This is a genomic window from Jannaschia halovivens, assembly GCF_046452375.1.
GTDB classification, from domain to species: Bacteria; Pseudomonadota; Alphaproteobacteria; order Rhodobacterales; family Rhodobacteraceae; genus Jannaschia; species Jannaschia halovivens.
The window spans coordinates 336,276-359,453 of sequence record NZ_JBKFDJ010000002.1; the positions used below are offsets into that span (position 1 = coordinate 336,276).

Below are 23,178 nucleotides of genomic sequence, written 5' to 3' on the forward strand. Positions count from 1 at the left end.
TGCGGGGGGCAAGCGGGCGCGGCTTAACGCTATCTTCATGCCTCGGGCGCAGCATGGCGGGCGAAGGAGCCCTGCCATGACACTGTCCCTCGCCCTCGCCTTTCTCGGAACGGCCGTCATCGTGCTGACGCCGCTCTGCCTGCCGCAGCCCGACGATCCGGTCCGACGCCTGCGCCGCCGCGCCGCGCGCGCGGCCGATCCGCCGACCTGACGCGCGCCCGTCAGGCGGCGTCTGACGCGGCCTCGTCCTCGCGCACACGGTTGACGTGATCCCATACGCGCGAGATCACGACGGACCCCTCGCCGACGGAACTGGCGACGCGCTTGACCGACCCGGCCCGCACGTCGCCGACCGCGAAGATCCCCTCGGCCGAGGTGGCATAGGGACTGTCCCGCCCGACCGCATCGCCGGTCAGCACGAAGCCCTTGCCGTCGACCTCGACCTGACCCGCCAGCCAATCGGTGTTGGGGGCGGCCCCGACCATGATGAAACAGGCGCCGCTGTCGATGCGGTCGTCGCCCTCCTCGACCCCGCTGCCCTTGAGGCGCAGACCGGTCAGCTTCTTGTCTCCCTCGAGCTCGGCGATCTCGCTGTTGTAGCGGATGCGGATGCCCGGATCGGCGTCGAGACGGCCCGACAGATAGCTCGACATGCTGTCGGCCAGGCTGTCGCCGCGCACCAGAAGATGGACGCAGCGGGCGTAGCGCGACAGGAACATCGCCGCCTGCCCCGCCGAGTTGCCGCCGCCGACGATCACCGCGTCCGTGCCCCGGCAGTACCGCGCCTCGACATCGGTGGCCGCGTAGTAGATGCCCGCGCCCTCGAACTCCTCCAGCCGGTCGAGCGGAAGGCGGCGGTATTGCACGCCGGTCGCGATGACCACGGCGCGCGCGCAGGTTTCGGTCCCGTCATCCAGCGTCACGCAGAAGCCGCCGCCGGGCTGGGGTGCAAGGCTCGACGCCCGCCGGGGCACCGCGAAGCGCGCGCCGAACTTCATCGCCTGCACCTCGCCGCGCCAGCACAGATCGGCCCCCGAAATGCCGGTCGGAAAGCCCATGTAGTTCTCAATCCGGCTTGAGGTGCCCGCCTGCCCGCCGATCGTCGCGTCCTCGACCACCAGCGCCGAGAGCCCTTCGGCGCCCGCATAGACCGCCGCCGCGATGCCGCCCGGCCCGCCGCCGACGATCAGGACGTCATGGACCTCGTCCGCGTCCAGGTCGAGGTCGAGCCCGAAGAGCTCCGCGATCTTGCGGGGCGTCGGATCGTCGATCACTTGGTCGCGGCCGAACACCACCGCCGGTTCCTTGGGGGCCAGCGAACAGGATTTCGCGATCTCGCCCGCCTCGCCGTCGTCGAGGTCAAGCGTGCGATAAGGGATGCGGTTGCGCGCCGCGAAGGCCCCGATGGCGCGGATATGGCGGTCGCGGTCCATGCCAATCAGCGTCAGGCTGCCGCCGTCCTTCTCGATCTGGCGGCGGCGGCGGGCGGCGAAGACGGTGATGATGATGTCGCTCATCTCGGGAATCTCGGACATCAGCTGCAGCATCTCGACCCGGTCCACGACCAACGCCCTGGTGTCCTGTGCCGCACGCGCGCCCAGCGTCGCGCGCCCGCCATGGAGGAAGGTGATATCGCCGAAGAATTGCGACGGCCCCAGCGACGCGTTGCCGTAACGCTCGCCGGTGACGGGATCGATCGCCTCGATCTCGCCGTCGAGCACGTAGACGAAGCGGTCGACGACCTCACCGATCTCCTGCACGGCGTCGCCCGCGTCGAAGGTGGTCTCGTGTCCGATCTTGCGCATCCGCGCGACATGGTCGTCATGCAGCGGGGTCCGGATCATCGTCTCGAGGTCTTGGGCGAGGCTTTCCATCGTCAGGTCTCCGATTGGCCGAACAGGCCGGTCAGCGCGCGCTGGACCACGGCGGTGATCCGGGGCGGGCGGGCATGGGTGAAGGGCAGCGGGCGGCAGACTTCCATCGCGGCGACGCCGACCCGCGCCGTGAGCGCGCCGTTGACGAGACCCTCGCCGAAGCGGCGGCTGAGCTTGGCCAGCACACCGCCCCCCGCGACCGAATGGATCAGGTCGTCGCCCACGGCGACTGCGCCGGTGGCCGCCAGGTGGGTCAGCACGGTCCGCGCGAGACGCCAGGATCCCAGCGTGCCGCCGCGCCCGCCATAGATCAGCGCGATGCGGCGGATCATCCGCAGGTTCGAGGTCAGCGCCGCAACCACGTCGGCCAGGGCCAGCGGCACGATCGCCGTCACCAGCGCGACCTGCCGGGCGGCGGCTTCGACCTCTCGGGTGGCGGCGGCGTCGAGCGGGGCGAGGAGCTTGTCCTCGGTCAGGGCCATCACGGCGTCCGCGTCGAAGAGGTCGTCCGCGCGCGCCGCCAATTCCTCGCGCCCCCAGCGCGTGTCGGGGCGCCCGGCATAGAAGCCCGACAGCCGGGTCGAGAGGGCGCGCGCGGCACCCAGATCGTCTGCGGCGGCCACGGCGTCGTGCCGGAAGTCGTCGATCCGGCCGAGCCGCGAGAGGGCTACGATCTCGCGGGTGGCAATGACGAGGCAGACGAGGACGAACGCGCCCGTCAGGGCGAGTGCGACGAGGCCCAGCAGCGGCCGCGTCTCGATCAGGCCGGTCACGAAGTTCCACGCGGCGACCGAGATCGCGAAGGTCAGAAGCGCGCCGAGCGTCCCCCAGAACCAGCCTGCCAGCGAGCGGCCGCGCCGGGCGGCGAGCACCGCGACCGTCTGCATCGCGCGGCCCGAGGGCGGCGGCGCCACCTCGGGTTCGGGGACCGGGGGCGCGGCGGCGGGATCGGGTGCGGCGGCATCCGGGGCGTCGTCGTAGAGGATCGCCCCGCGGCGGGGGCTCGGGTCGGCGGGCATCGGCGTCTCGCGTCAGGGTCGCCCCCGAACCTATGCCCCCCCGGCCCCGATGCAATGGCACCGCGTCCGGGCGGGCGTCAGAGCCGGTCGCCCAGCAGGAATTCCGCCGCCCGGTCCAGCCGGATATGGGGCGGCCCCTCGCCCGGGCGAAGCGTCAGGGGGGCGGGGGCGAAATCCATCAGGTCGTACTCCCCGTCGAGCCAGGCCTCGGCCCCCGCACGCGCAGGCGTCAGAAGATGCGCGGGGTCGTCGGGCAACGCACCGGGATAGAGCGCGGCGGAGCGGCCGGCGGTCCCGTCTGGCTGCAGCAGACGTCCGCGCACGACCTGAAGCGTCGTGCCATTATGGCCGCGCTCCTCCTCGACGGTGGCACGCAGCGCGGCCATCGACATCGCGCGGGTCTGCGCACCGGCGAAATCGGCGCGCGACCGCGCCTCGCGCACCATCGCCTCGAGGATCGCGGTCAGCTTGGCATGCTGCGCGTGGTGCAGGTGGTCGGCCTTGGTCGCGGCAAAGAGCACGCGGTCGACGCGTCGCGCGCCCAGAAGCTGCATCAGCCAGCCCAGCGCGCCGGGTTTGAACGCCGCAAGCAGGTCCGCCATCGCGGCGCGCATCTCCTCGACCGCGCGGGGCCCGCGCCGGATCGCGCCGAGGACGTCGAGCAGCACGATCTGGCGGTCCAGCCGGGCGAAATGGTCGCGGAAGAAGGGCTCGACGACCTGCCGTTTGTAGGCCTCGAACCGGCGTTCCATCTCGCGGCGGAGCGAGCCGCGAGGCGCGTCGCCGGGCGGCAGGGGCGCGAAGGTCAGGACGGGCGAGCCTTCGAGTTCGCCCGGCAGAAGGAACCGCCCCGGCGTCAGGTCATAGGCCCCGGCGGCGCGCGCCGCCTGCAGCGCGGCGGTGTAGGCCCGGGCGAGCGACTGGGCCTGCGGCTCGTCGAGCTTGGCCGCGCCGTCGGCCGCCTCCATCGCGACGGCGTAGTCGGTGGCCCCCCAGTCCGACAACCGGGTCAGCGCGCGGGCGGACCACGCGTCGTAGGATTTCTCCATCAGGCCGAGATCGAGGAGCCATTCGCCGGGATAATCCACGATATCGAGATGCACCGTCCGCACGCCGCGCATCCCCGAGAGGAGCCCCGCGGGCCGCACCTTGAGCGAGAGGCGCAACTCGGAAACCGCGCGCGTGCCGTCGGGCCAGCGGGGGTCGCGCGCGGTCAGGTCGGCGAGATGCGCTTCGTAATCGAAGCGCGGCACGGTGTCGTCGGGCTGCGGCTGGAGGAACGCGGTCTCGATCCGCGCACCGGCGGCGAAGCCGGGCATCCGGCCCCGGTCGATCAGGTTGGCCACCAGCGAGGTGATGAAGACGGTCTTGCCCGCGCGGCTGAGCCCCGTGACGCCGAGCCGGATCGTCGGGTCGAACACGTCCGTGACCGAGGCCGCCATGTCCCCCACGCCGCGCGTCACCGCATCCGCCAGCCGTCCGATCACCATCGCGCACCCCCCGTTCCCGCACCAGATAGGCGGCGGGACGCCGTAGGGAAAGCACGGCGATGGGTGGCGGGGTCCGGCGGACGGGTCCGCCCGGTCGGGGCTGGCCCCCTTCGCCGCCGCGCGGTAAGCGCCGCCCATGCCCCGTTTTGCCCTTCGCGTCGAATATGATGGCCGCCCGTTCGCCGGGTGGCAGCGACAGGACGGCCCGGCGTCGGTCCAGCAGACGCTGGAGGAGGCGCTCCGGGTGCTAGAGCCGGACATGGGGTCGATCGCGGCGGCGGGCCGGACCGATGCGGGTGTCCACGCGACGGGACAGGTCGCCCACGCGGACATGGCGCGCGACTGGGAGCCGTTCCGCCTGTCGGAAGCGGTGAACTGGCACCTGAAGCCCGCGCCGGTCGCGGTGACGGCCTGTGCGCGGGTCGCGGACGACTGGCACGCGCGCTTCGATGCGGTCGAGCGGCGCTATACGTTCCGGATCATCGCCCGCCGCGCGCCGCTGACCCTCGACGCGGGCCAGGCGTGGCGCGTGATCGGGCCGCTCGACCCCGAGGCGATGCAGGCCGGCGCGGCGCATCTGATCGGGCAGCACGACTTCACGACGTTCCGCGCGTCGATCTGCCAGGCGAAGTCGCCGGTGAAGACGCTGGACGCGATCACGGTCGAGGCGCGCCCCTATCCGGGCGGACAGGACATCCGGTTGCATCTGCGGGCGCGGTCGTTCCTGCACAACCAGGTCCGGTCGATCGCGGGCACGCTGGAGCGGGTCGGCGCCGGAGCCTGGGCGCCCGCGCGCGTGGCCGAGGCGCTGGCGGCGCGGGACCGCGCGGCCTGCGGGCCGGTCGCACCGCCTGACGGGCTGGTCCTGACGGGCGTGCGCTACCCGTCGGACCCGTTCGGCGGATCGCGCTGAGCGTCGAGGAAGATGCGCAGACCCGTCAGGTGACGCAGCAGGTTCTCCTGCGCCTGAGGCTTCAGGGCGGCCCCGACCTCGGTCAGTTCGGGCATCAGGTCGGTGATGGCTTTCTCGCGGAAGGCGCGGCCCGCCTCGGTCAGCCAGACGCGCTTGGAGCGGCCGTCATCGGGATTGGGCCGAAGCTCGACCCATCCGTGGCGGACGGCGACCGACACCATGTGCGACACCGTCGTCTTCGGAAGCTGGAACGCCCGCGCCATGGCCAGCGGCGTCTGCCCATCCCGCACCCGGACGAGATGATTGACCAGCGTGAAATGCGGCAGCAGGACCCCGTCGGGCAGCCGGTCCTCGAACAGGGCCCGGCTGAGTTGCGCGATAATGCCGATCTCGTTGAAGATCGCGAACATGCGTCGCGGGTCGTCGGTCTCGGTCGGCGGCTCGTCCATCAGGCCCTCATGCGGGTGTCCAGCGGCCAGCGCGGCGTGCGCGGCGTCGGCTCGGCATAGCCCAGCAGACCCAGCATTTGAACCGTGCCTCCGTCGGGCGCGGCGATGGCGTGAATGGCGTCGTGATGCACGGCCATCTCGGGATATTCCTGAAGCGCCTGGCTCACGGGCCGGAGGGCCAGACCGGCCCCGGTCGCCGCGAGGTTGAGACGCAGCCAGCGTCGCCCGACTTCGATCTGGTCGTCGCGCGTATTGGTCGCCGTGGTCTGCACGACCATGCCCGGGGCGCCGAGGATCGCCTCGGCCGTCGCCTCGACATTGGCGCGGGTTCCGGGGTTGTCGAGATCCATCGCCGCCTCGCGCGTCAGGAGGCCGACGCGGGCAAGTCCTTCCATCATCGGCCCACCGAGGTCGATGCCGTCGGGATTGGCCTCGATCTCGGCGCGTCCGATGCGCAGCAGGTCGATGCTCTCCTTCAGGGCGGCGGGGGTCGAGACCTCGGCAATCCAGGCATCATGGGCGATGGTGCGAAGCGCGTCGCGCGTTTCGCCGTCGAGATGGAGGTCCGCATGTTCGGCGAGTGCCGAGGCCTCGGGGCCGACGGGCCGGGGGTCGAACGCCTCCTTGTGCGAGCGGCGCGCCATGACATGGGCGAAGAGGGGGTCAGGCGTGCCGCCATCGGTCAGGGTGAGCCGTGCGACCGGCCCGTCCTCGCCCTCGGGGAAGAGCACGGTGTCGGTCGCATAGCCCTCCTCGGCGGCGGCCATGCGGCAGAGTTCGAGAAAGCAGCCCATGCCGATGGTCAGCTGACGGCCATGGGGATCGGTCACCGGCAGGTCGCGCGCCGGATCGCGCCAGATCGCGATGCCATCCGTACCCGTCAGCTCGGCTTCCCACGGCTGTCTATTATGCGGGTTGGGCGCCAGCAGCGCGTAGCTCAGCGCCCGCATTCGCGGATCGGCGTAGTTCCCGGCCGCGTCCCAGGGGGCGAGTGCGGCATGCGGCGTTCGGGTGGCGGCGAAGGTGGCGAGGCCGCCGGTCGCGGCGAGGATCGTTCCACCCCCGATCAGGGCGATGGTCTTGCGGCGGGACAGGTCGGGCATAGCAGGCTCCTTTAATGCAATGTTGCACTATTTAGTGCAATGTTGCATTACTTTCAACCCCGCGTCTGCACTGGCACCGGATTGCGGGCAATTCCCAAATTGGTTAGAAGTCCTCACCAATTTCGTGGCCAGCCGGAGGTTCGCGCCCATGTCGCCCGTCATCACCACCATCGACGACCTCCACACCCTCTACCGCCGGCGCGTCCCAAAGATGTTCTACGACTACTGCCAGTCGGGCAGCTGGACCGAGCAGACCTTCCGCGAGAACGAGACCGACTTCGACCTGATCCGCCTGCGTCAGCGCGTGGCGGTGGACATGGAAGGCCGTTCGGTCGCGACGACGATGGCGGGCCGCGACGTGTCGATGCCCGTGGCGCTCGCCCCCGTCGGGCTGACGGGGATGCAGCATGCGGATGGAGAGATCCTCGCGGCACGCGCGGCCGAGGATTTCGGCGTGCCGTTCTGCCTGTCGACCATGTCGATCTGCTCGATCGAGGACGTCGCCCGCAAGACCGCGAGCCCGTTCTGGTTCCAGCTCTACGTCATGCGCGACGAGGAATTCGTCGACAATCTGATCGGCCGCGCCGAGGCGGCGGGCTGCGACGTGCTCGTCATCACGCTCGACCTCCAGATCCTCGGGCAGCGCCACAAGGACCTCAAGAACGGTCTCTCCGCGCCGCCAAAGCTGACGCCCGCCAGCATCGCGAACATGGCCACGAAGGTCGGCTGGGGCCTCGAGATGATGCAGGCCACGCGCCGAACCTTCGGCAATATCGTGGGCCACGCGAAGGGGGTCGGCGATACCTCGTCGCTGTCGTCCTGGACGGCCGAGCAGTTCGATCCCCGGCTCGACTGGGACAAGATCAAGATGCTGCGCGACAAGTGGAAGGGGAAGGTCGTCTTGAAAGGCATCCTCGACCCCGAAGACGCGCGGCTGGCGCTGGATGTGGGTGCGGACGCGATCATCGTATCGAACCATGGCGGACGACAGCTCGACGGCGCGCTCTCGTCGATCCGGATGCTGCCCGAGATCGTGGACGCGGTGGGCGACAAGATCGAGGTCTGGATGGATGGCGGCGTGCGGTCGGGTCAGGACGTCTTGAAGGCCGTGGCGCTGGGTGCGCGCGGCGTGATGATCGGGCGCGCCTATATCTACGGGCTGGGCGCAATGGGGCAGAAGGGCGTCGGCCACGCACTCGAGGTGATCCGCAAGGAGCTGGATACCACTATGGCGCTGTGTGGCGAGAAGGACATCCACGATGTCGGACCGCACAACCTTCTGATCCCGAAAGGCTTCAGGGGCGAGTGGGAGCCAACCGGCCGGAATAACTGAGCGGCCAGGCGGCGGCCGTCACGACGGCCACCGCCGCAAAGGCCCAACGGAGCCCGAACGCGTCGGAGGCGAGGCCCATCAGCGCGGGCGCGATGAAGAAGCCGGTGAAGCCGATCACCGCGACCCGCGCGATCACGGCCGTCCGCTGGCGCGGGTCGGCGAGACGGCCCGCGAGCGCGAGGCCCATCGGTCCGATCACCGAAATTCCCAGACCCAGAAGGCCGAAGCCGAGATAGGCGATGGCCGGTGACGGGGCCGCCGCCGCGACAAGGACGCCGATCACGGCGAGGCCGGTCGCCATGCGGATCACGGTGATCTCGGACATTCGCGCCGAGACCGCCTGTCCCGAGAACCGTCCGACGGCCATCGTCAGGCCCAGCATGGCCGGGCCGAACGCGCCCTCGGCCGCGCCGCCGCCCAGCGTGCGTTCGATATGCAGCGCCGACCAGCTTTCGACCGTGGCCTCGGCCATGAAGGCGATCAGGACGATCACGGCGCAGGCGGCGATGAGCCCCGCGGGCAGGCGGCCGGCGCCGGTATCGCCCTCCGCGACAGGTGCGACGTCCATCCGCTGGAACGGGACGGACGCGAGGATGAGCGCGGCGATCACGGGAAAGATCGCCTCGGGCCCCCAGCCCGCCTCGCGCATCGCGCCGGTCAGCAGTGCAGAGGCGGCATAGGCGACCGAGAACATCGCGTGGTTGACGTTCATCAGGCTGCGGCCCGTCCGCGCCTCGATCTCGGAGACGCGGGCGTTCATCACCACGTCCGTCAGGCCGCTGGTCGCGCCCATCAGGAGGAGTGCGGCGAAGAAGAGCGGCACGGTCACGGCGCCGATGGGCAGAAGGGCGGCCACCGCCAGCATCACCGACCCGGCCGGCAGGGCCAGCGCGCCGAGACGCCGGTCCCAGCGGGGCGCCACGTAGAGCGTGGTCGACAGGCCGATCGCCGTTCCGAGAAGCAGCAGACCGAACGTCGCGTCATCCGCCCCGATCCGCGCCTTCAGCACCGGTGCCATCGCCGCGACGCAGCCCCAGGTCAGGCCGACCGCCATGAAGGCCGCGACGGGCGCGCGGCTGAGGCGCAGGGCGGAAAGGACGGACATTCAGCGGGCCGACGCGGTGGCGGGCGCGAAGACCAAAGCCGTGCTCACCCGTGTTCCTTCAGGAGCCGGGCCTTCTGGCGCTGCCAGTCGCGCTTGGCGGTCGCGGCGCGCTTGTCCTCGGTCTTCTTGCCTTTGCCGACGCCGATCTTCAGCTTCACCATGCCGCGATGGTTGAAATACATCACCAGCGGCACGAGCGTATAGCCCTCGCGCGCGGTCGCGTTCCAGAGCTTCGACATCTCGCGCTTCGACACCAGGAGCTTGCGGCGGCGGCGCTCCTCGTGGCCGAAGGTCTTGGCCTGCGCGTAGGGCGCGATGTAGGCGTTCACCAGCCAGAGCTCGCTGCCCTCGACGGCGGCATAGCTTTCGGCGACGTTGGCGCCGCCCTCGCGCAGGGATTTCACCTCCGAACCCTCGAGCACGATGCCGCATTCGATATCGTCCTCGATCGCGTAATCGTAGCGGGCCCGCCGGTTTTCGGCGATCACCTTGTAGTTCTTGTCGTCGTCTTTCTTGGCCATGGACCGGACCTAAGTGCGGCCCGCGCCCCTGTCCAGCCGGTGCGAGGCGATCAGGTGGACGATGGCCAGAAGCGCGGTGATGCCGCCGGCGACGCCCACGGCCCGGACGCCGTAGCCCGCGATGACCCAGCCGCCGATCGCGGCCCCGACCGCCGCCCCGAGATAGATCGACGCCGCATGGAGCGAGAGCGCGACCGGCGCGCGGGCGCCCGCGCGGGCCACGAGGCGGAGCTGCTGGGCCGCGTTGAAGCCGTAGCCGCAGGCGTTCCATGTGAAGATCAGCAGGTAGAGGAGCAGGATCGGGACGGGCAGTGCCGAGAGGAGCGGCATCAGCACGACCTGCGCGCAGGCGAGGATCAAAAGCGTGCGGACCGGGCCCAGCCGGTCGGCCAGCGCGCCGCCCGCGAGATTGCCCGCCACGGCGCCCAGCCCCGCGATCACCAGCGCGATTGTCACGCCGTTCCGGCCCATGCCCATCGTCTCCTCCAGGAGCGGGGCGACGTAGGTGAAGGGGATGTAGATCGCGCCGAGGAAGGTCGCTGTGAAGAGGATGGCGAGCATCAGCTTCGGGTCGGCGAGGACCGCGCCGAGATCGGCAAGCCGCACGGGCTGGAACCTGAGGCCAGCGGGGACGCGGACCCAGATCGCGGCGGCGGCGAGGATCGAGAGGGCCGCGACGATCCAGAACGCCACGCGCCAGCCGAAGCTGTAGGCGATCCAGCTGCCGAAGGGGACGCCCGCGACCTGCGCCAGCGTCAGCCCGAGGAATACCATGGCGAGGACGCGGCCCCGTGCCTCGGGCGGGGCGAGCGCGGCGGCGGTGGCGGCAGCGACCGGCGTGGTCATCCCGGCCCCCGCGGCGGCGAGGACGCGCGCCGCCAGAAGCCAGCCCATCGACGGCGCGAGCGCGGATGCCGCGGCCCCCAGCGCAAAGAGTGCCAGACCCGCAGCCATCACGCGCCGTCGCCCGAACGCGCCGGTCAGCGCAACGAGAAGCGGCGAGAGCACGACATAGGCCAGCGCGTAGACCGTCAGGATCCAGCCGGCTAGTTCGGGGGTCAGTGACAGGCCCTGCCCGATCGGCGTGAGCGCCCCGATCACGAGGAACGCCCCCATCCCGATGACGAAATTGGCCATCGACAGGATGGGGACGAGGCCCCGGGGCATGGCCGCGGTCAGTTCAGCAATCCGGCGTGGCGCAAGCCGTCGGCGATCCGGCCGCGCGCGCCCTCGGTCGAGGGGACATGCGGCAGCCGGACTTCCGGATCGCAGCGCCCGAGGAGCGACAGCGCCGTTTTGGCCCCGACCAGCCCCGGCTCGGCGAAGATCGCGAGGTGCAGCGGCATCAGCCGGTCCTGGATGTCGAGCGCGGTGGCGTAGTCGCCCGCCTCGGTTGCCTCGTGCATGTCCGACAGAAGCCGCGGCGCGACATTACAGGTGACCGAGATCGCGCCGACGCCGCCTTGGGCGTTGAAGCCATGCGCGGTCGCGTCCTCGCCCGAAAGCTGCACGAACTCGCGCCCGCAGGTGATCCGCTGCTGGCTGACGCGCGCAAGGTCGCCGGTCGCGTCCTTCACACCGATTATGTTCGGGTTCTTGGCCAGCTTGCCCATCGTCTCGGGCGTCATGTCCACGACCGAGCGACCAGGGATATTGTAGATCAGGATCGGCAGCCCGACCTCGGCCACCGCCGCGAAATGGGCGATGAGGCCGGCTTGGGTCGGCTTGTTGTAATAGGGCGTCACCACCAGCGCCGCGTCGGCGCCCGCCTGCTTGGCATGCTCGACGAGGCGGCGGCTCTCGGCGGTGTTGTTCGACCCGGCCCCCGCGATGACGGGCACGCGGCCCGCGGCACGCTTGACGACGGCGACGACGACGGCATCATGTTCGTCATGGCTGAGCGTCGGGCTCTCGCCTGTGGTGCCGACCGGGACGAGCGCCTTGGTGCCCTCCTCGATCTGCCAGTCGACCAGCGCGTCGAGCGCGTCGAAATCCACCGATCCGCCTTTCAGGGGCGTCACCAGGGCGACCATCGAACCCTTCAACATTGACGCATCCTCCTGTGGGGCCAAATCGAGCGGAAACTAGCCAAGCCCCTGCCGCGCGGCAAGGCGATGCTTATATCGGATCGGACCGTCCTGCCAGGAGCGTGGGGAACGGGTCCGCCGCCACCGAGGTTACGACATCATGTTGAGACGCGTCCTGGCGCTCTGCGCCGCCCTTCTGCTGGCCGTTCCCGCCACGGCCGACCCCAATCTCGCGGTGGGGCTCGCCCATGCGCGCGCGGGTGACCGGGACGCGGCGCTCGCGGCCATCGACCGGATCGACGACCCGGCGCTGGCGGACGTAGTGCTCTGGTATCTCATCCGCGACCGGAACGGCACCTTCGCCGAGGCCGAGGCGTTTCTGGCGCGCAACACCGACTGGCCGGGGCTGGCCCTGTTGCAGGCGCGGGTCGAGGCGGCGATCCCGGCCACGACCGCGCCCGACCGCATCCTCGATTTCTTCGACGCGCGCCCGCCGCGCAGCTCGAAGGGGGCGCTGATGCAGGCGATCGCGCTCCGCGCCAAGGGGCGGGCCGAGGAGGCGGAGATCGCGGCCATCGAATTCTGGCTGAGCGAGCCGATGACCCCGGCGAGCCATGCGGGCTTTCTCGAGCTTTTCTCGGACGTGCTCGAACCCTATCACGCCGCGCGGCTCGACGCGCTGGCCTGGTCGGGAGACGTCTCCAGCGCGGATCGCATGCTGCCTCTCGTGGACGGGCCCGAGAACGCGCTGGCCCGCGCCCGGATCGCGCTTCGCGACGACCGCGACGGGGTGGACGCCCTGATCGAGGCCGTCCCCGAGGATCTGCGAGACCACCAAGGCCTCGCCTACGAGCGGTTCCGCTGGCGCCTCGATCGGGGGCGCCGGGACGAGGCGCTGGAGCTTCTGTTCGCCTATGACGAGAGCGCCGACACGCTGGGCGCACCGGATGCCTGGAGCGGGCATCGCCAGCGGCTGGCTCGAGGCCTGATGCAGGACGGACGCAGCGAGGACGGCTACCGCGTGGCCGCGAACCACCACCTGCCCGATGGCCATCCGGACGTGGCCCAGCTCGAGTGGCTCGCGGGGTACATGGCGCTGCGCTTTGCGGACGATCCGGTGCTGGCCGCCGCGCATTTCCGCACCTTCGACGCGCATGTCGCCTCGCCGATCTCGAAGGGGCGCGCGGGATATTGGTTGGGCCGCGCGCTGGAAGGCGCGGGCGATGCCGAGGGCGCGGCGGCGGCCTATGCGGCCGGGGCCGAATACCAGACCAGCTTCTACGGGCAGCTCGCCGCCCAGCGCGCGGGCCTTCCCGCCGATCCCGACCTCGCCGGCACCGAGACCTTCCCGCCGCTCGCCGCGACTTCCCTGCCCCAAAGCACTGTGTTGCGAGCGGCGCTGGCGCTCGACGACCTGGGCGAGCGGGACCTGGCCGAGCGGTTCATGGCGCATATGGCCGAGACCCTGCCCCGCGCCGAGATCGGCACGCTGGTCGACCTCGCGCTCGACCGGGACGAGCCGCATATCGCCCTGATCATCGCCAAGCGCGCCGCGCGCGAAGGCCACGAGATGCATGCGGGCTATTTCCCGGTGACTGACCTCGCCGCGTTGCCCTCGCCCGTGGCCCCCGAACTGGCGTTGGCCATCGCGCGACGCGAATCCGAGTTCGACCCGATCGTCACCAGCCCGGCGGGTGCGCGCGGCCTCATGCAGCTGATGCCCGGCACGGCGCGGGAGATGGCGAACCTGATCGGCGTCGAGGATTACCAGCAGAGCAACCTGACGCGCGATCCGCTGCTGAACGCGCGGCTCGGGACGGCCTATCTGGGCGAGCTGGAGGCCGAGTTCGGCCTGTCGCCCGTGCTCGTGCCCGCGGCCTACAACGCGGGCCCCAGCCGGGCGCGGCGCTGGTCGTCCGAGTTCGGCGACCCGTCCGACCCGTCGGTCGACGTGATCGACTGGATCGAGGACGTACCCTTCTCGGAGACGCGGAACTACATCATGCGTGTCTCCGAAAGCCTGCTGCCCTACCACGCGCGTCTCGGCGGCGCCCCCGAGGAGGTGCGGCTGCTCGACTGGCTGAAAGACGGATACGGCGAACTGGTGTCCGAAGGCCTGAAGGCCACGCGGGGGGAATAGACGATCAGCGTGCCGCCGTCGCCTGCCGCGCCCGCCACAGCGCAAAGAGCCCGGCCGCGATCACGATGCTCGCGCCGACGGCCACGTTCGGGCGCAGCACCTCGTCGAAGACCGTCACCCCGATGGCCGCCGCGAAGACGAGCTGGAGATAGGCGAAGGGCTGCACGGCGCTCGCCTCCGCCGCCTCGTAGGTCAGGATGAACAGCCATTGCGCCGCCGCCGCGATAATGCAGAGACCGGCCATCCAGCCCCAGTCGGCGGGAGTCATCGGCTCCCACGCCGCGAGGCCGAAGGGCGCCAGCAGGACGGCCCCGACGACGCCGGTCCAGACGAAGGAGGTCAGCGCCGTGTCGGTGCGCGAGGCGAGCCGCGTCAGCACCGCATAGAGCGCGAAGAGGAACGCCGCCCCCAGCGGCACCAGCGCCAGCGGGCTGAAGACGCCGCCATCGGGCATCAGGATCACAAGGACGCCCGCGAAGCCCGCGCCGATTGCGGCCCAGCGCGCCGGTCCCACCCGCTCGCCCAAAAGCGGCACCGACAGGGCGGCGACCAGAAGGGGGCAGAGCGCGAAGATGGCATGGCTCTCGGTCAGGCCCAGCGCGACGAAGGCCCAGACGAGGACCACGATTTCGAGCGCGAGGATCGCGGCGCGGGCGAATTGCAGCCCCGGGCGGGGCGTCGCCCAGGCGTGGCGCAAGACCCCTCTCCGCCACGCGATGGCGACGGCAAGGACCGCGAAGAACCAGTAGCGCAGCATGACGACCATCGTGACGTCGTATTGCGCAGCGAGGTGGCGCGAGAAGCCGTCCTGCACGGCCAGCGCGAACATCGTCAGGCACATCAGCGCGATGCCGCGCCCGTTGCCGCTCATGTCAGCCGCCCGCGCGTCATGTGGCGCTTGCGACCGTAACCCGCGACCCGCTCGACGGCGAAGCCCGCCTCGGCCAGCGCGCGCCGCACATGGCCCGCCGCGGTATAGGTCGCGAAGGTACCGGCGGGCGCGGTGCGGTCGGCCACCGCGCGCATCAGGTCGAGCCCCCACATCTCGGGGTTCCGGGCAGGCGCGAACCCGTCGAGGAACCAGGCGTCGGCAGTTCCTTCCCAGGCGGGCAGGGATTCCCGCGCGTCTCCGAACACAACCTCGAGGTCCATATGCGGCAGCGCGATGCGCGGCGCGGGCCACGCGGCTAGCAGCGCCTCCGCCGCAGGGCCGGGATGCGCGGTGAGCGCGCGCGCCATGTCGTCCCGCGCCATCGGAAAGGCTTCGAAGCTGGTCATCCGGATGCGCCCCGGCCCCTGCCACGCGGCGTCCAGAACCACCGCGTCCAGGCCGGTGCCGAAGCCCAGTTCGGCCACGTGGAACCCGGCCCGCAACCGCGCCGGCAGATCGTTGCCACCCAGGAAGACATGCCGCGTCTCGGCCGGACCGTCGGCGCGGGTGAAATACGGGTCGCCGAACGCGACCGCCACCGGCGTGTCGCCCTGCCATTCCAGCACCGGGGTGTTCCCGTCCGACCTGCCCTGCCCTATGCCCATGGCCGACAGATGTCGGAGGGATCGAGGCTTGGCAATGGACGTCACCATCCGGGGCGCGGGCGTGTTCGGCCTCTCCTGTGCCTGGGCGCTGGCGCGGCGCGGCGCGCGGGTCCGGGTGATCGATCCGGCGGGCGTCGGCGCGGGCGCGTCGGGCGGGATCGTCGGCGCGCTGGCGCCCCATGTTCCCGAACAGTGGAACGACAAAAAAGCGTTCCAGCTCGACAGTCTCCTGATGGCCGAGGACTGGTGGGCGGCCGTCGCCGAGATCGGCGGCGGCGACCCCGGCTACGCGCGCACCGGCCGATTGCAGCCGATCGCCGACAACGCTGCGCTCGAACGGGCGGAGGCGCGGGGCGTCGAGGCGCGTACGCTCTGGCGCGGCGCCGCGACATGGGAGGTGATAAAGGCGCCGGCGGACTGGCCCCCCGGTGGCGGCCGGGTGATTCACGACACGCTCAGCGCCCGCATCCATCCCGCGCGGGCCTGCGATGCCCTGGCGCGGGCCATCCGTGCCCTCGGCGGCTCGATCGATACCGACGCGCCCGAGCGCGGCCCCGTCCTCCATGCCACCGGCTGGCAGGGGTTGGCCGAGATGCGGGACGACCGGGGCCGCCCTGCGGGCGCGCCGATCAAGGGACAGGCGGTGCTTCTCGATCTCGACCGACGGGACGCGCCGCAGCTCTATGTCGACGGGTTGCACGTCGTGCCCCATGGCGACGGCACCACCGCGATCGGCTCGACTTCCGAACGGGAGTTCGATCACGACCACACCGACGTGCTGGCCGAGGACCTTCTCGAGCGCGCGCGCGCCGCCCTGCCGGTGTTGACGGGGGCGCCCGTCCTGCGTCGATGGGCCGGGCTCCGGCCCCGCGCCCGCAGCCGCGCGCCGCTGATGGGCACCTGGCCCGGCCGGCCCGGTAACTTCATCGCCAATGGCGGGTTCAAGATCGGGTTCGGCATGGCCCCGAAGGTAGCCGAGACGATGGCCGACCTTATCCTCGAGGGCACCGACCGCATCCCCGAGGCCTTCCGCACCGACACCCTTGCGCCGCGGCGCGGGTAGGACTAGACGGCCCGCCTGCCCCACCGGGCCATGTCTCCGACCACCATGTCAAAACGGGTTAACACACCATGATCCTCGCTATCCTCGCCATGGGGGCGATCGTCGTCGCCTCGAATATTGGCGTCCAGTTCCTGATCGCCGACGGCTGGCTGACCTGGGGCGCGTTCTCCTATCCGCTCGCCTTCCTCGTGACCGACGTGACCAACCGGCTCTATGGCCCGGACCGCGCGCGGCGCGTCGTGCTCTGGGGCTTCGCGGTGGGGCTTCTCTGCTCGCTGATCGGGACGCAGATCATCGGTGAGTTCGGCCCGCTGGTCACGCTCCGCATCGCGCTCGCCTCGGGGACCGCGTTCCTCGTGGCGCAACTCCTCGACGTGGCGATCTTCGCGCGCATCTCGGAGGCCCGCTGGTGGCGCGCGCCGCTCCTGTCGACACTGGTGGGATCGACCGTCGACACGGCGCTCTTCTTCACCATCGCCTTCGCCGCGTTCCTTGCGTTTCCCGCGGCCTGGGGCGACGTGTCCTGGGCCCAGGATCCGACCGCCGTGGGCCCGCTCTGGCTCGGGCTGGCGATGGCGGACTGGGCGGTGAAGCTGACGGTCGCGCTGGCCGCCCTGGTGCCGTTTCGCGTCATCACGCGGAATTTGGCACAACGGGTTGCGTGAAGGGGCTTGACGGACACAAAATCCGTGCCAACCTCCAATCTATCGGCAACATTCGAAAGGAGGTGATCCAGTGTCAAGAAAGATGGTGGAGAAGAGCGTCGGGACAACTTCGGAGGTCCGTGCCTGAGGCAGCCCTGAGGCATGAGAACTTCGTAGGTGAGGTCACTCTAACCGACACACCTCCTGAACTTTCGGAAGGCCGTCCCGTTGTCGAGGGGCGGCCTTCTTCTTTGGGGCCCGCCGTGGAAGTATCGCGCCCGAGGACCGAGCCATGCCGCTGACCGTGACGCCAAAGATCGAGATCCAGGACTGGGAGCTGACCGAGCAGTTCGTCCGTGCGAGCGGTCCCGGCGGGCAGAACGTCAACAAGGTGTCGAGCGCGGTCGAGCTGCGGTTCGAGGCGGAGCGCTCGCCCTCCCTGCCCGGGCCCGTCAAGGCGCGGCTGAGGCGTCTGGCGGGACGGCGCTGGACGAAGGACGGCGCGCTGGTCCTCCAGGTCTCCGACGAACGCTCCCAGGCCCGCAACCGCGAGATCGCCCGCGACCGCCTGGTCGAACTGATCCGCGCGGCGACGGTGACGCCGAAGCGGCGGGTGAAGACGAAGGTGTCGCTCAACCAGAAGCGCAAGCGGGTGGAGGCGAAGAAGAAGCGGGGGGAGGTTAAGGCGTTGAGGGGTGGGGTGGAGTTTTAGCTGCTACTGAACAAATTCAGCTTCAAGGAGATCAAACGCCTTTCTGCATTTTGCCATATCATCGCTGGTCATATTCTTGGCATGCGCATCTGTCCTAACTTTGTTAATGAGTGCACTTGCAATCACCACGTCTTGTCGCCTTTCACCAAGGTAGCTGCAAACCGCCGGGTCCTTAAGAAGCATCATAATATCAGAAAAGAACAGCTCACTGGTATCGTTGCTAAATAGAAATCTAGGGACAAGAGACGAAAGAGCTTCAAATCGTTTTTTTGACAGACATCTCTCAAGTATTCCCTCGAATTCTCTTGCCTCAATATATCTCGACCACGATAGAAGTTCGCGCCGAAGTTCCGTCTCCAACTTGTTTCGCCGACGAGAAATCTCGGCCCATCGCTGAGCTGCATCATCAACAGGTTGGAAAACTCTAATCAGAGCGGTCTTAATGGCACCTACAGATATTTCTACGTCTTCCCCTCTGCGCGCCACGAGCCCATAGCCAAGTAGGTGGTCAATAAGTTCAGGGGCATCCTTAGCATACTCTCGCGCTTCATCCGTATCGTCGTTCACAATTGCTTCAAGGAGCGCGTATTCCTCCGGATATGAACCCCTCAACCCATGAATGATCTCGGTCATATATCGATCTAGCTGACCAGCAGAGGATAGAATCGCCTCCTCGAGCCTTGCATCCGAAATAGTAATCGGCCTTTTTTCCGAAATGCCGCTGTGAACCTGGCTACAAACCTGTCGCATAAAAAACGGATGCCCTCCGTACACACGCACCAAAGTAGCGATCTGCTCAGGTGAAAACGAAAGCCCCATGAAAAAGCCCAACTGGTCAATCATTGACCTTGTTTCATCATATGAGAATGGGGGTATAAAGCTTTTCTGAGCGAATAAATACATAGGATTTGCCACACTACTTATCCGCTGAACCTCTAACAGGTGCGGGTTTGTTCCGACAAGGCAGAGAGATAATGCGCCCTTACTCTCCGCTTGCACGAATGAACGGATGTTCTGCCAAAACAGAAGCGTATCTCGTCCATTCCTCCAGTGCTCCGAAGCGGCAGTATCTGGAGATATATTCTCAATTTCATCAAAAATCAAAAGAATATTCCGCGATGCATGCCCAAGAGCCGACTTCATTTGCTGAGAGAACGATTCTGATACTTCGACATCATTATCACCCAGAATTTCTATCTTCTGCTTCTGGCCAAGAGATTTTCTAATCTCTCCAATGATATAGCGAAGAAGCTCCTCATATTGTCGACCATGTATTGCCGGGTTCTGACAGTCAATCATAATGGGTATGATTCCAAAAGACTTTGCACGGCGCATTATAGCGTAGATTGCCGAAGTCTTTCCGCTCTTCCGAAGGCCCAATATACTTGAACTTTGACCAGATTTTGCTGAATCTAAAACCGCATTGACAATAGCTTGTCTTCCGAAGAAAAAGGTTTCCTCTCTAAGAGGGTTTTGGTACCCAAATAGATCGCGGAGCACATAGTTGCGACGAAGGGAGGTGAGAATTATATCAGACCTGCCTTTAAATGACCCTAGATATATCGGTATTATTATCGGATATTCGGGGTTCTGATTTAAATAGTGCCGGATGATCTCTTCTATTCTTGGATCAGCTGATACTAGAAATCGAATACTTTTATCAACTCGCTGCTGATCAAGTTGCGCGTAGAACTCATCATATGCCTCCAATGTGCGAATTTCAAAATTCGAATAATCTGAAAATAAGACAAGCAGCTCTCGGTCGGCGTTCAGATGCACAGAAAAATCATCGGATGGACGAGCAAGTAGCGCCCAATAACGACTATTCCCAATGTCTTCCGATTGGAAAGATCGAGAAACATAAAACTCTTTCGCAAAGGCCTGTATCGCGGCTACGCACGACCGAGGATAATCGTTAAATGATGTACTGTTATGAAACCCTGGGTTAGTAGCCATATTTTTTCACCGATTTTATGTCTTTTTTCAAACCACCACCTCCACTGGCACCTGTCCCCCAACGCCAAACACCCGCTTGTAGCGGGCAATCTCCGCCTCGGGCCCCATGGCCTTGTTGGGGTTGTCCGAGAGCTTGACCGTCGCGCGTCCGTTGGCCGACACGGCCTTGCACACCAGCGAGAACGGGGCGAGGCGGTCGTCTTCGACCAGCCCTCGGAAGTCGTTGGTCAGCATCGTGCCCCAGCCGAAGGACACGCGCACGCGGTCGGCGAACTGGCGGTGGAGGGTCTCGATGACGTCCACGTCCAGCCCGTCCGAGAAGATCACCAGCTTCTCGCGCGGGTCCTCGCCCCGGTCGCGCCACCAGCGGATGGCGGTCTCGGCGCCCGTGGCCGGGTCGCCCGAATCGATGCGGATGCCGGTCCAGCCGGCCAGCCAGTCGGGCGCGTGGGCGAGGAAGCCCTCGGTCCCGTAGGTGTCGGGCAGGATGATGCGCAGGTTGCCCTCGTGCTCCTCGTGCCAATCGGCCAGCACCTCGTAGGGGGCGGCGGCCAGCGCGGCGTCCCCCTCGGCCAGCGCGGCATAGACCATGGGGAGTTCGTGGGCGTTGGTACCGATCGCCTCGAGGTCGCGGTTCTTGGCGATGAGGCAGTTGGACGTGCCCGTGAAGTTGGCGCCGAGCCCCTCGCGCAGCGCCTGCACGCACCAGTCCTGCCAGAGGAAGGAATGGCGGCGGCGGGTGCCGAAATCCGCCAGCCGCAGCCCCTCGAGCGGACGGAGGCGTTCGACCTTCTCCCAGACCCGCGTCATGGCGCGCGCGTAGAGGACCTGGAGTTCGAAGCGCCCCATGTCGCGGAGCACGGCGCGCGAGCGGAGCTCCATGATGACGGCGAGCGCCGGGATCTCCCAGAGCATGACCTCGGGCCAGGCGCCCTCGAAGGTCAGCTCGTATTGGTCGCCGACGCGCTCGAGATGGTAGGGCGGCAGGCGGAGCTGTTCGAACCAGTCCATGAAGGCGGGCGTGAACATCTGGCGCTTGCCGTAGAAGGTGTTGCCGCGCATCCAGGTCGACTCGCCGCGGGTGAGCGAGAGGGTGCGGATATGGTCGAGCTGTTCGCGCAGCTCGCCCTCGTCGATAAGGTGGGCGAGGGGCACGTGGGTCGACCGGTTGATGAGGCTGAAGGTGACCTGCGTGTCGGGCCGGTTGCGGAAGACCGACTGGCACATCAGCAGCTTGTAGAAATCGGTGTCGATCAGGGACCGGACGATCGGGTCGATCTTCCACTTGTGGTTCCAGACGCGCGTGGCGATGTCGATCATTCCGGCCTCCCTGCCCTTCGGGTTTAAGGCATGGCCGACCGGGGGTGTCTAGCGCGCGCGGGACAGGCCACGGGCGAGGCGCCGCCGTTCGGCCTCGAGCGCCTTCGGAGCGTGGCGCGCCTGCTTCAGCGGATCGGGCGTGGAACGGGTCGCGGCGGCGGCGACGCGCTTGAGCGAATAGGTCGGGACGGCGGCGGCGCCCCGGAGGGCATCGCGGGCCAGCGCATGGGCCGTCAGGTAGGTGATCTGCGCGGGATGGGTCATAGGGCCGGGCGCGGGCGTGCCCTCGGCGATGGCGGCGCAGGCCTCCGCGCTGGTGCTGACATAGGTGCGGCAGATCATCGGGCGTGCGTCGTAGGCCCGGCACATCCGGGTCACGGGATCGAGCGACGGGCAGGCCTCTGGGTGCCAGGCGGTGCCGTCCGGCCCGTCGAGCGGAGCAAGCGCGTCGTGGAGGGCCGTGGCTTCTATGCCGGTGATCGTCGCCCCGTCTGCGCCCGGCAGGATGCAGCAGAACGCGCAGCCGGCGGCACAGGCGAGACCCGGCGGCGCGGCAACCTGCCCGAGCATGGCGTGCCCGATCTGCGTGGCGACGGCGCCGGAGGCGAGGTCGCGGATCAACTCGGGCACCGGCCGCATGGCCGACGCGTCGAGCCAGGCCAGAAGGCCCGCGCGGGCCCGCTCGGTAATGTCCTTCGGCGTGCCGGGCGCGCGGGCGCGCGCCAGGGCGGCACGGAGGGCGGCCGCATCGCGCGGCGGGCCCCCGCGGGCCGTCATCAAGACGGCATCCCACGCGCGCCAGTGCGCCGGAGCAATGCGGGCGTCATCGCCGATACCCGAACGACACGCCGCCGATCTCCGTCAGCGGTCCGAGCCGGTCCTTGAGCCAGCAGTCCCGATTGCGCTCAATCCAAGCGAACGCGCGGCAGCGTGGATCGGTCGCGCATTCGAGATGACATTGAAGATAGCCGACCCGGCGCAGCCGTGCGTAATCTCCGCCCGGGCTGTCGGTCCCTTGGATCACGGCCATGTCGGAGAGATGGAACTCCGGGATGAGCCAAGGCCGCACCCCGCCCACCGCGCTCGCATGCAGGCTGCCCAAGCGGGCGTCGTCCTTCATGAGGCACGCGCGGACATCCCGATTGTAGGTGAATGCGACGCATTGCTGGTCCGCATCGCAAAGCCCGGCGCAGCGCGGCAGGTCTACATCGGGAACAATCCGCAGATCGTCGCCGAGCACGTCAAGCCCCTCGGTCACGACGAAACCCGACAGCGCCGCATCGGAAGAGGTTAACGCGGGTGCAGACCGATCCGGCGGCGGCGCGGATGCGGCTAGGCTGCATTCGACCATGATCGTCGCTGCGGCGGCCGCCTCGGCGACATCGGACGGGTCCGGGCCGGGGCCCGGCACGTCTGGCTGGCTTTCCGCGTGCGCGATACCGTTCGCCGCGAGGAACCCGAGGGCTGCGCCAGCGGAGATCGCGAAGTTGACGTTCTGGGTCTCGGCGCCCCCGAGCCGCGCGACGACGACCCCCACCACCGCCCCGTCGCGGTCGACAAGCGGCCCGCCCGAGTTTCCTGGCTGGATCGGCGCGGAGATCTGCAACTCGCTCTCGGCACCTTGGAAGCCTCGTAGCGCGTTCACGCTGCCTGTTGTGACCTTGATGCCCGGTGCGAGCTGGTCGGTCAGGGGATAGCCGAGCGCGGTGACGGGTTCCGCCAAGCGTGCGGGCCGCCGGCGGAAAGCGAGGGACGGGGTACTGGTCGCGCTTTCGATCCGGAGCGCCGCAAGGTCGAGCGCGGCGTCCGCGAAGATGACCTCGGCGCGGCCGTGGCCGGGGACGTTCAGGGCATCGCAGCCATCGACGACGTGTGCGTTGGTCAAGGCCCAACCGACGCCATTGACCCAGAAGGCCGAGCCGGTCGCCCGGTCGGCCAGCACCGGGGCGGCCCCGGCGAGCGTTGCAAGGCAT

At 68.4% G+C, this 23,178-nt stretch carries 22 protein-coding genes; 7 read left to right on the forward strand and 15 right to left on the reverse strand.

The window, feature by feature from the left end:
* Nucleotides 1-76 precede the first annotated feature (76 nt).
* Complete coding sequence (locus ACK8OR_RS15080) at nucleotides 77-211, forward strand: hypothetical protein (RefSeq protein WP_410190225.1); 135 nt, start codon at nucleotides 77-79, stop codon at nucleotides 209-211.
* A gap of 10 nt (nucleotides 212-221) precedes the next feature.
* Here ACK8OR_RS15080 and ACK8OR_RS15085 read toward each other — a convergent pair whose 3' ends face one another.
* From ACK8OR_RS15085 to ACK8OR_RS15095, 3 genes are all read right to left on the reverse strand, one after another.
* Nucleotides 222-1,874 (reverse strand): FAD-dependent oxidoreductase, encoded by a 1,653-nt coding sequence (locus ACK8OR_RS15085; RefSeq protein WP_410190226.1) that lies wholly within the window; start codon nucleotides 1,872-1,874, stop codon nucleotides 222-224.
* Between the two features lie 2 nt (nucleotides 1,875-1,876).
* Entirely contained in the window at nucleotides 1,877-2,893 is a 1,017-nt protein-coding gene (locus tag ACK8OR_RS15090) for a YcjF family protein (protein ID WP_410190227.1), read from the reverse strand.
* Between the two features lie 77 nt (nucleotides 2,894-2,970).
* Nucleotides 2,971-4,383: a YcjX family GTP-binding protein gene (locus ACK8OR_RS15095; protein ID WP_410190228.1), complete on the reverse strand. Its 1,413-nt coding sequence runs from the start codon at nucleotides 4,381-4,383 to the stop codon at nucleotides 2,971-2,973.
* Between the two features lie 136 nt (nucleotides 4,384-4,519).
* Between ACK8OR_RS15095 and truA the strand changes: the two genes are divergently transcribed.
* Nucleotides 4,520-5,296: a tRNA pseudouridine(38-40) synthase TruA gene (truA, locus tag ACK8OR_RS15100; protein ID WP_410190229.1), complete on the forward strand. Its 777-nt coding sequence runs from the start codon at nucleotides 4,520-4,522 to the stop codon at nucleotides 5,294-5,296.
* Here truA and ACK8OR_RS15105 read toward each other — a convergent pair.
* Nucleotides 5,263-5,745: a MarR family winged helix-turn-helix transcriptional regulator gene (locus ACK8OR_RS15105; protein ID WP_410190230.1), complete on the reverse strand. Its 483-nt coding sequence runs from the start codon at nucleotides 5,743-5,745 to the stop codon at nucleotides 5,263-5,265. The genes truA and ACK8OR_RS15105 overlap by 34 nt on opposite strands.
* Nucleotides 5,745-6,848 carry an Acg family FMN-binding oxidoreductase gene (locus ACK8OR_RS15110; RefSeq protein WP_410190231.1) on the reverse strand — a complete coding sequence of 368 codons (1,104 nt, stop codon included), beginning with the start codon at nucleotides 6,846-6,848 and terminating at the stop codon, nucleotides 5,745-5,747. The genes ACK8OR_RS15105 and ACK8OR_RS15110 overlap by 1 nt, the downstream gene beginning before the upstream one ends.
* Nucleotides 6,849-6,996: 148 nt before the next feature.
* On the opposite strand from ACK8OR_RS15110, the gene ACK8OR_RS15115 reads away from it, so the two are divergent.
* Complete coding sequence (locus ACK8OR_RS15115; RefSeq protein ID WP_410190232.1) at nucleotides 6,997-8,181, forward strand: alpha-hydroxy acid oxidase; 1,185 nt, start codon at nucleotides 6,997-6,999, stop codon at nucleotides 8,179-8,181.
* Here ACK8OR_RS15115 and ACK8OR_RS15120 read toward each other — a convergent pair.
* From ACK8OR_RS15120 to dapA, 4 genes are read right to left on the reverse strand one after another with little or no spacing between them, the layout of a single operon-like run.
* Nucleotides 8,144-9,286: an MFS transporter gene (locus ACK8OR_RS15120; protein WP_410190233.1), complete on the reverse strand. Its 1,143-nt coding sequence runs from the start codon at nucleotides 9,284-9,286 to the stop codon at nucleotides 8,144-8,146. The two genes, ACK8OR_RS15115 and ACK8OR_RS15120, sit on opposite strands and share 38 nt — an antisense overlap.
* A 44-nt stretch (nucleotides 9,287-9,330) precedes the next feature.
* The gene (smpB, locus tag ACK8OR_RS15125; RefSeq protein ID WP_410190234.1) at nucleotides 9,331-9,807 is read right to left on the reverse strand and encodes an SsrA-binding protein SmpB; all 477 of its coding nucleotides are present in this window, start codon (nucleotides 9,805-9,807) and stop codon (nucleotides 9,331-9,333) included.
* 9 nt (nucleotides 9,808-9,816) lie between these two features.
* Entirely contained in the window at nucleotides 9,817-10,974 is a 1,158-nt protein-coding gene (locus ACK8OR_RS15130) for an MFS transporter (protein WP_410190235.1), read from the reverse strand.
* Nucleotides 10,975-10,982: 8 nt separating this feature from the next.
* Nucleotides 10,983-11,855: a 4-hydroxy-tetrahydrodipicolinate synthase gene (dapA, locus tag ACK8OR_RS15135; protein WP_410190236.1), complete on the reverse strand. Its 873-nt coding sequence runs from the start codon at nucleotides 11,853-11,855 to the stop codon at nucleotides 10,983-10,985.
* A 139-nt stretch (nucleotides 11,856-11,994) separates the two neighbouring features.
* On the opposite strand from dapA, the gene ACK8OR_RS15140 reads away from it, so the two are divergent.
* Nucleotides 11,995-13,974: a lytic transglycosylase domain-containing protein gene (locus ACK8OR_RS15140; protein ID WP_410190237.1), complete on the forward strand. Its 1,980-nt coding sequence runs from the start codon at nucleotides 11,995-11,997 to the stop codon at nucleotides 13,972-13,974.
* Nucleotides 13,975-13,978: 4 nt separating this feature from the next.
* On the opposite strand, the gene ACK8OR_RS15145 is transcribed toward ACK8OR_RS15140, so the two are convergent.
* Both ACK8OR_RS15145 and mnmD read right to left on the reverse strand, forming a co-directional pair.
* On the reverse strand, nucleotides 13,979-14,845 hold the full coding sequence (locus ACK8OR_RS15145) for a DMT family transporter (protein WP_410190238.1): 867 nt from the start codon (nucleotides 14,843-14,845) through the stop codon (nucleotides 13,979-13,981).
* On the reverse strand, nucleotides 14,842-15,510 hold the full coding sequence (gene mnmD, locus ACK8OR_RS15150) for a tRNA (5-methylaminomethyl-2-thiouridine)(34)-methyltransferase MnmD (protein ID WP_410190239.1): 669 nt from the start codon (nucleotides 15,508-15,510) through the stop codon (nucleotides 14,842-14,844). Before mnmD ends, ACK8OR_RS15145 begins: the two co-directional genes overlap by 4 nt.
* A gap of 34 nt (nucleotides 15,511-15,544) precedes the next feature.
* Here mnmD and ACK8OR_RS15155 point away from each other — a divergent pair, with 34 nt between their 5' ends.
* The 3 genes from ACK8OR_RS15155 to arfB all read left to right on the forward strand — a co-directional run bounded on the left by ACK8OR_RS15155 (nucleotide 15,545) and on the right by arfB (nucleotide 17,929).
* Entirely contained in the window at nucleotides 15,545-16,573 is a 1,029-nt protein-coding gene (locus ACK8OR_RS15155) for an NAD(P)/FAD-dependent oxidoreductase (protein WP_410190240.1), read from the forward strand.
* A gap of 68 nt (nucleotides 16,574-16,641) precedes the next feature.
* The gene (locus ACK8OR_RS15160; protein WP_410190241.1) at nucleotides 16,642-17,238 is read left to right on the forward strand and encodes a queuosine precursor transporter; all 597 of its coding nucleotides are present in this window, start codon (nucleotides 16,642-16,644) and stop codon (nucleotides 17,236-17,238) included.
* Between the two features lie 271 nt (nucleotides 17,239-17,509).
* Nucleotides 17,510-17,929 carry an alternative ribosome rescue aminoacyl-tRNA hydrolase ArfB gene (arfB, locus tag ACK8OR_RS15165; protein ID WP_410190242.1) on the forward strand — a complete coding sequence of 140 codons (420 nt, stop codon included), beginning with the start codon at nucleotides 17,510-17,512 and terminating at the stop codon, nucleotides 17,927-17,929.
* 3 nt (nucleotides 17,930-17,932) lie between these two features.
* Here the strand turns inward: arfB and ACK8OR_RS15170 are convergent, their stop codons facing one another.
* From ACK8OR_RS15170 to ACK8OR_RS15185, 4 genes are all read right to left on the reverse strand, one after another.
* Nucleotides 17,933-19,708, reverse strand: coding sequence for an AAA-like domain-containing protein (locus ACK8OR_RS15170; RefSeq protein WP_410190243.1), 1,776 nt, complete (start codon nucleotides 19,706-19,708; stop codon nucleotides 17,933-17,935).
* A 204-nt stretch (nucleotides 19,709-19,912) separates the two neighbouring features.
* Nucleotides 19,913-21,205: a nicotinate phosphoribosyltransferase gene (gene pncB, locus ACK8OR_RS15175; RefSeq protein ID WP_410190244.1), complete on the reverse strand. Its 1,293-nt coding sequence runs from the start codon at nucleotides 21,203-21,205 to the stop codon at nucleotides 19,913-19,915.
* 48 nt (nucleotides 21,206-21,253) lie between these two features.
* Complete coding sequence (locus ACK8OR_RS15180) at nucleotides 21,254-21,982, reverse strand: YkgJ family cysteine cluster protein (protein WP_410190245.1); 729 nt, start codon at nucleotides 21,980-21,982, stop codon at nucleotides 21,254-21,256.
* Between the two features lie 46 nt (nucleotides 21,983-22,028).
* Nucleotides 22,029-23,147, reverse strand: a complete 1,119-nt coding sequence (locus ACK8OR_RS15185) for a trypsin-like peptidase domain-containing protein (protein ID WP_410190246.1) — start codon at nucleotides 23,145-23,147, stop codon at nucleotides 22,029-22,031.
* Nucleotides 23,148-23,178: the final 31 nt, after the last annotated feature.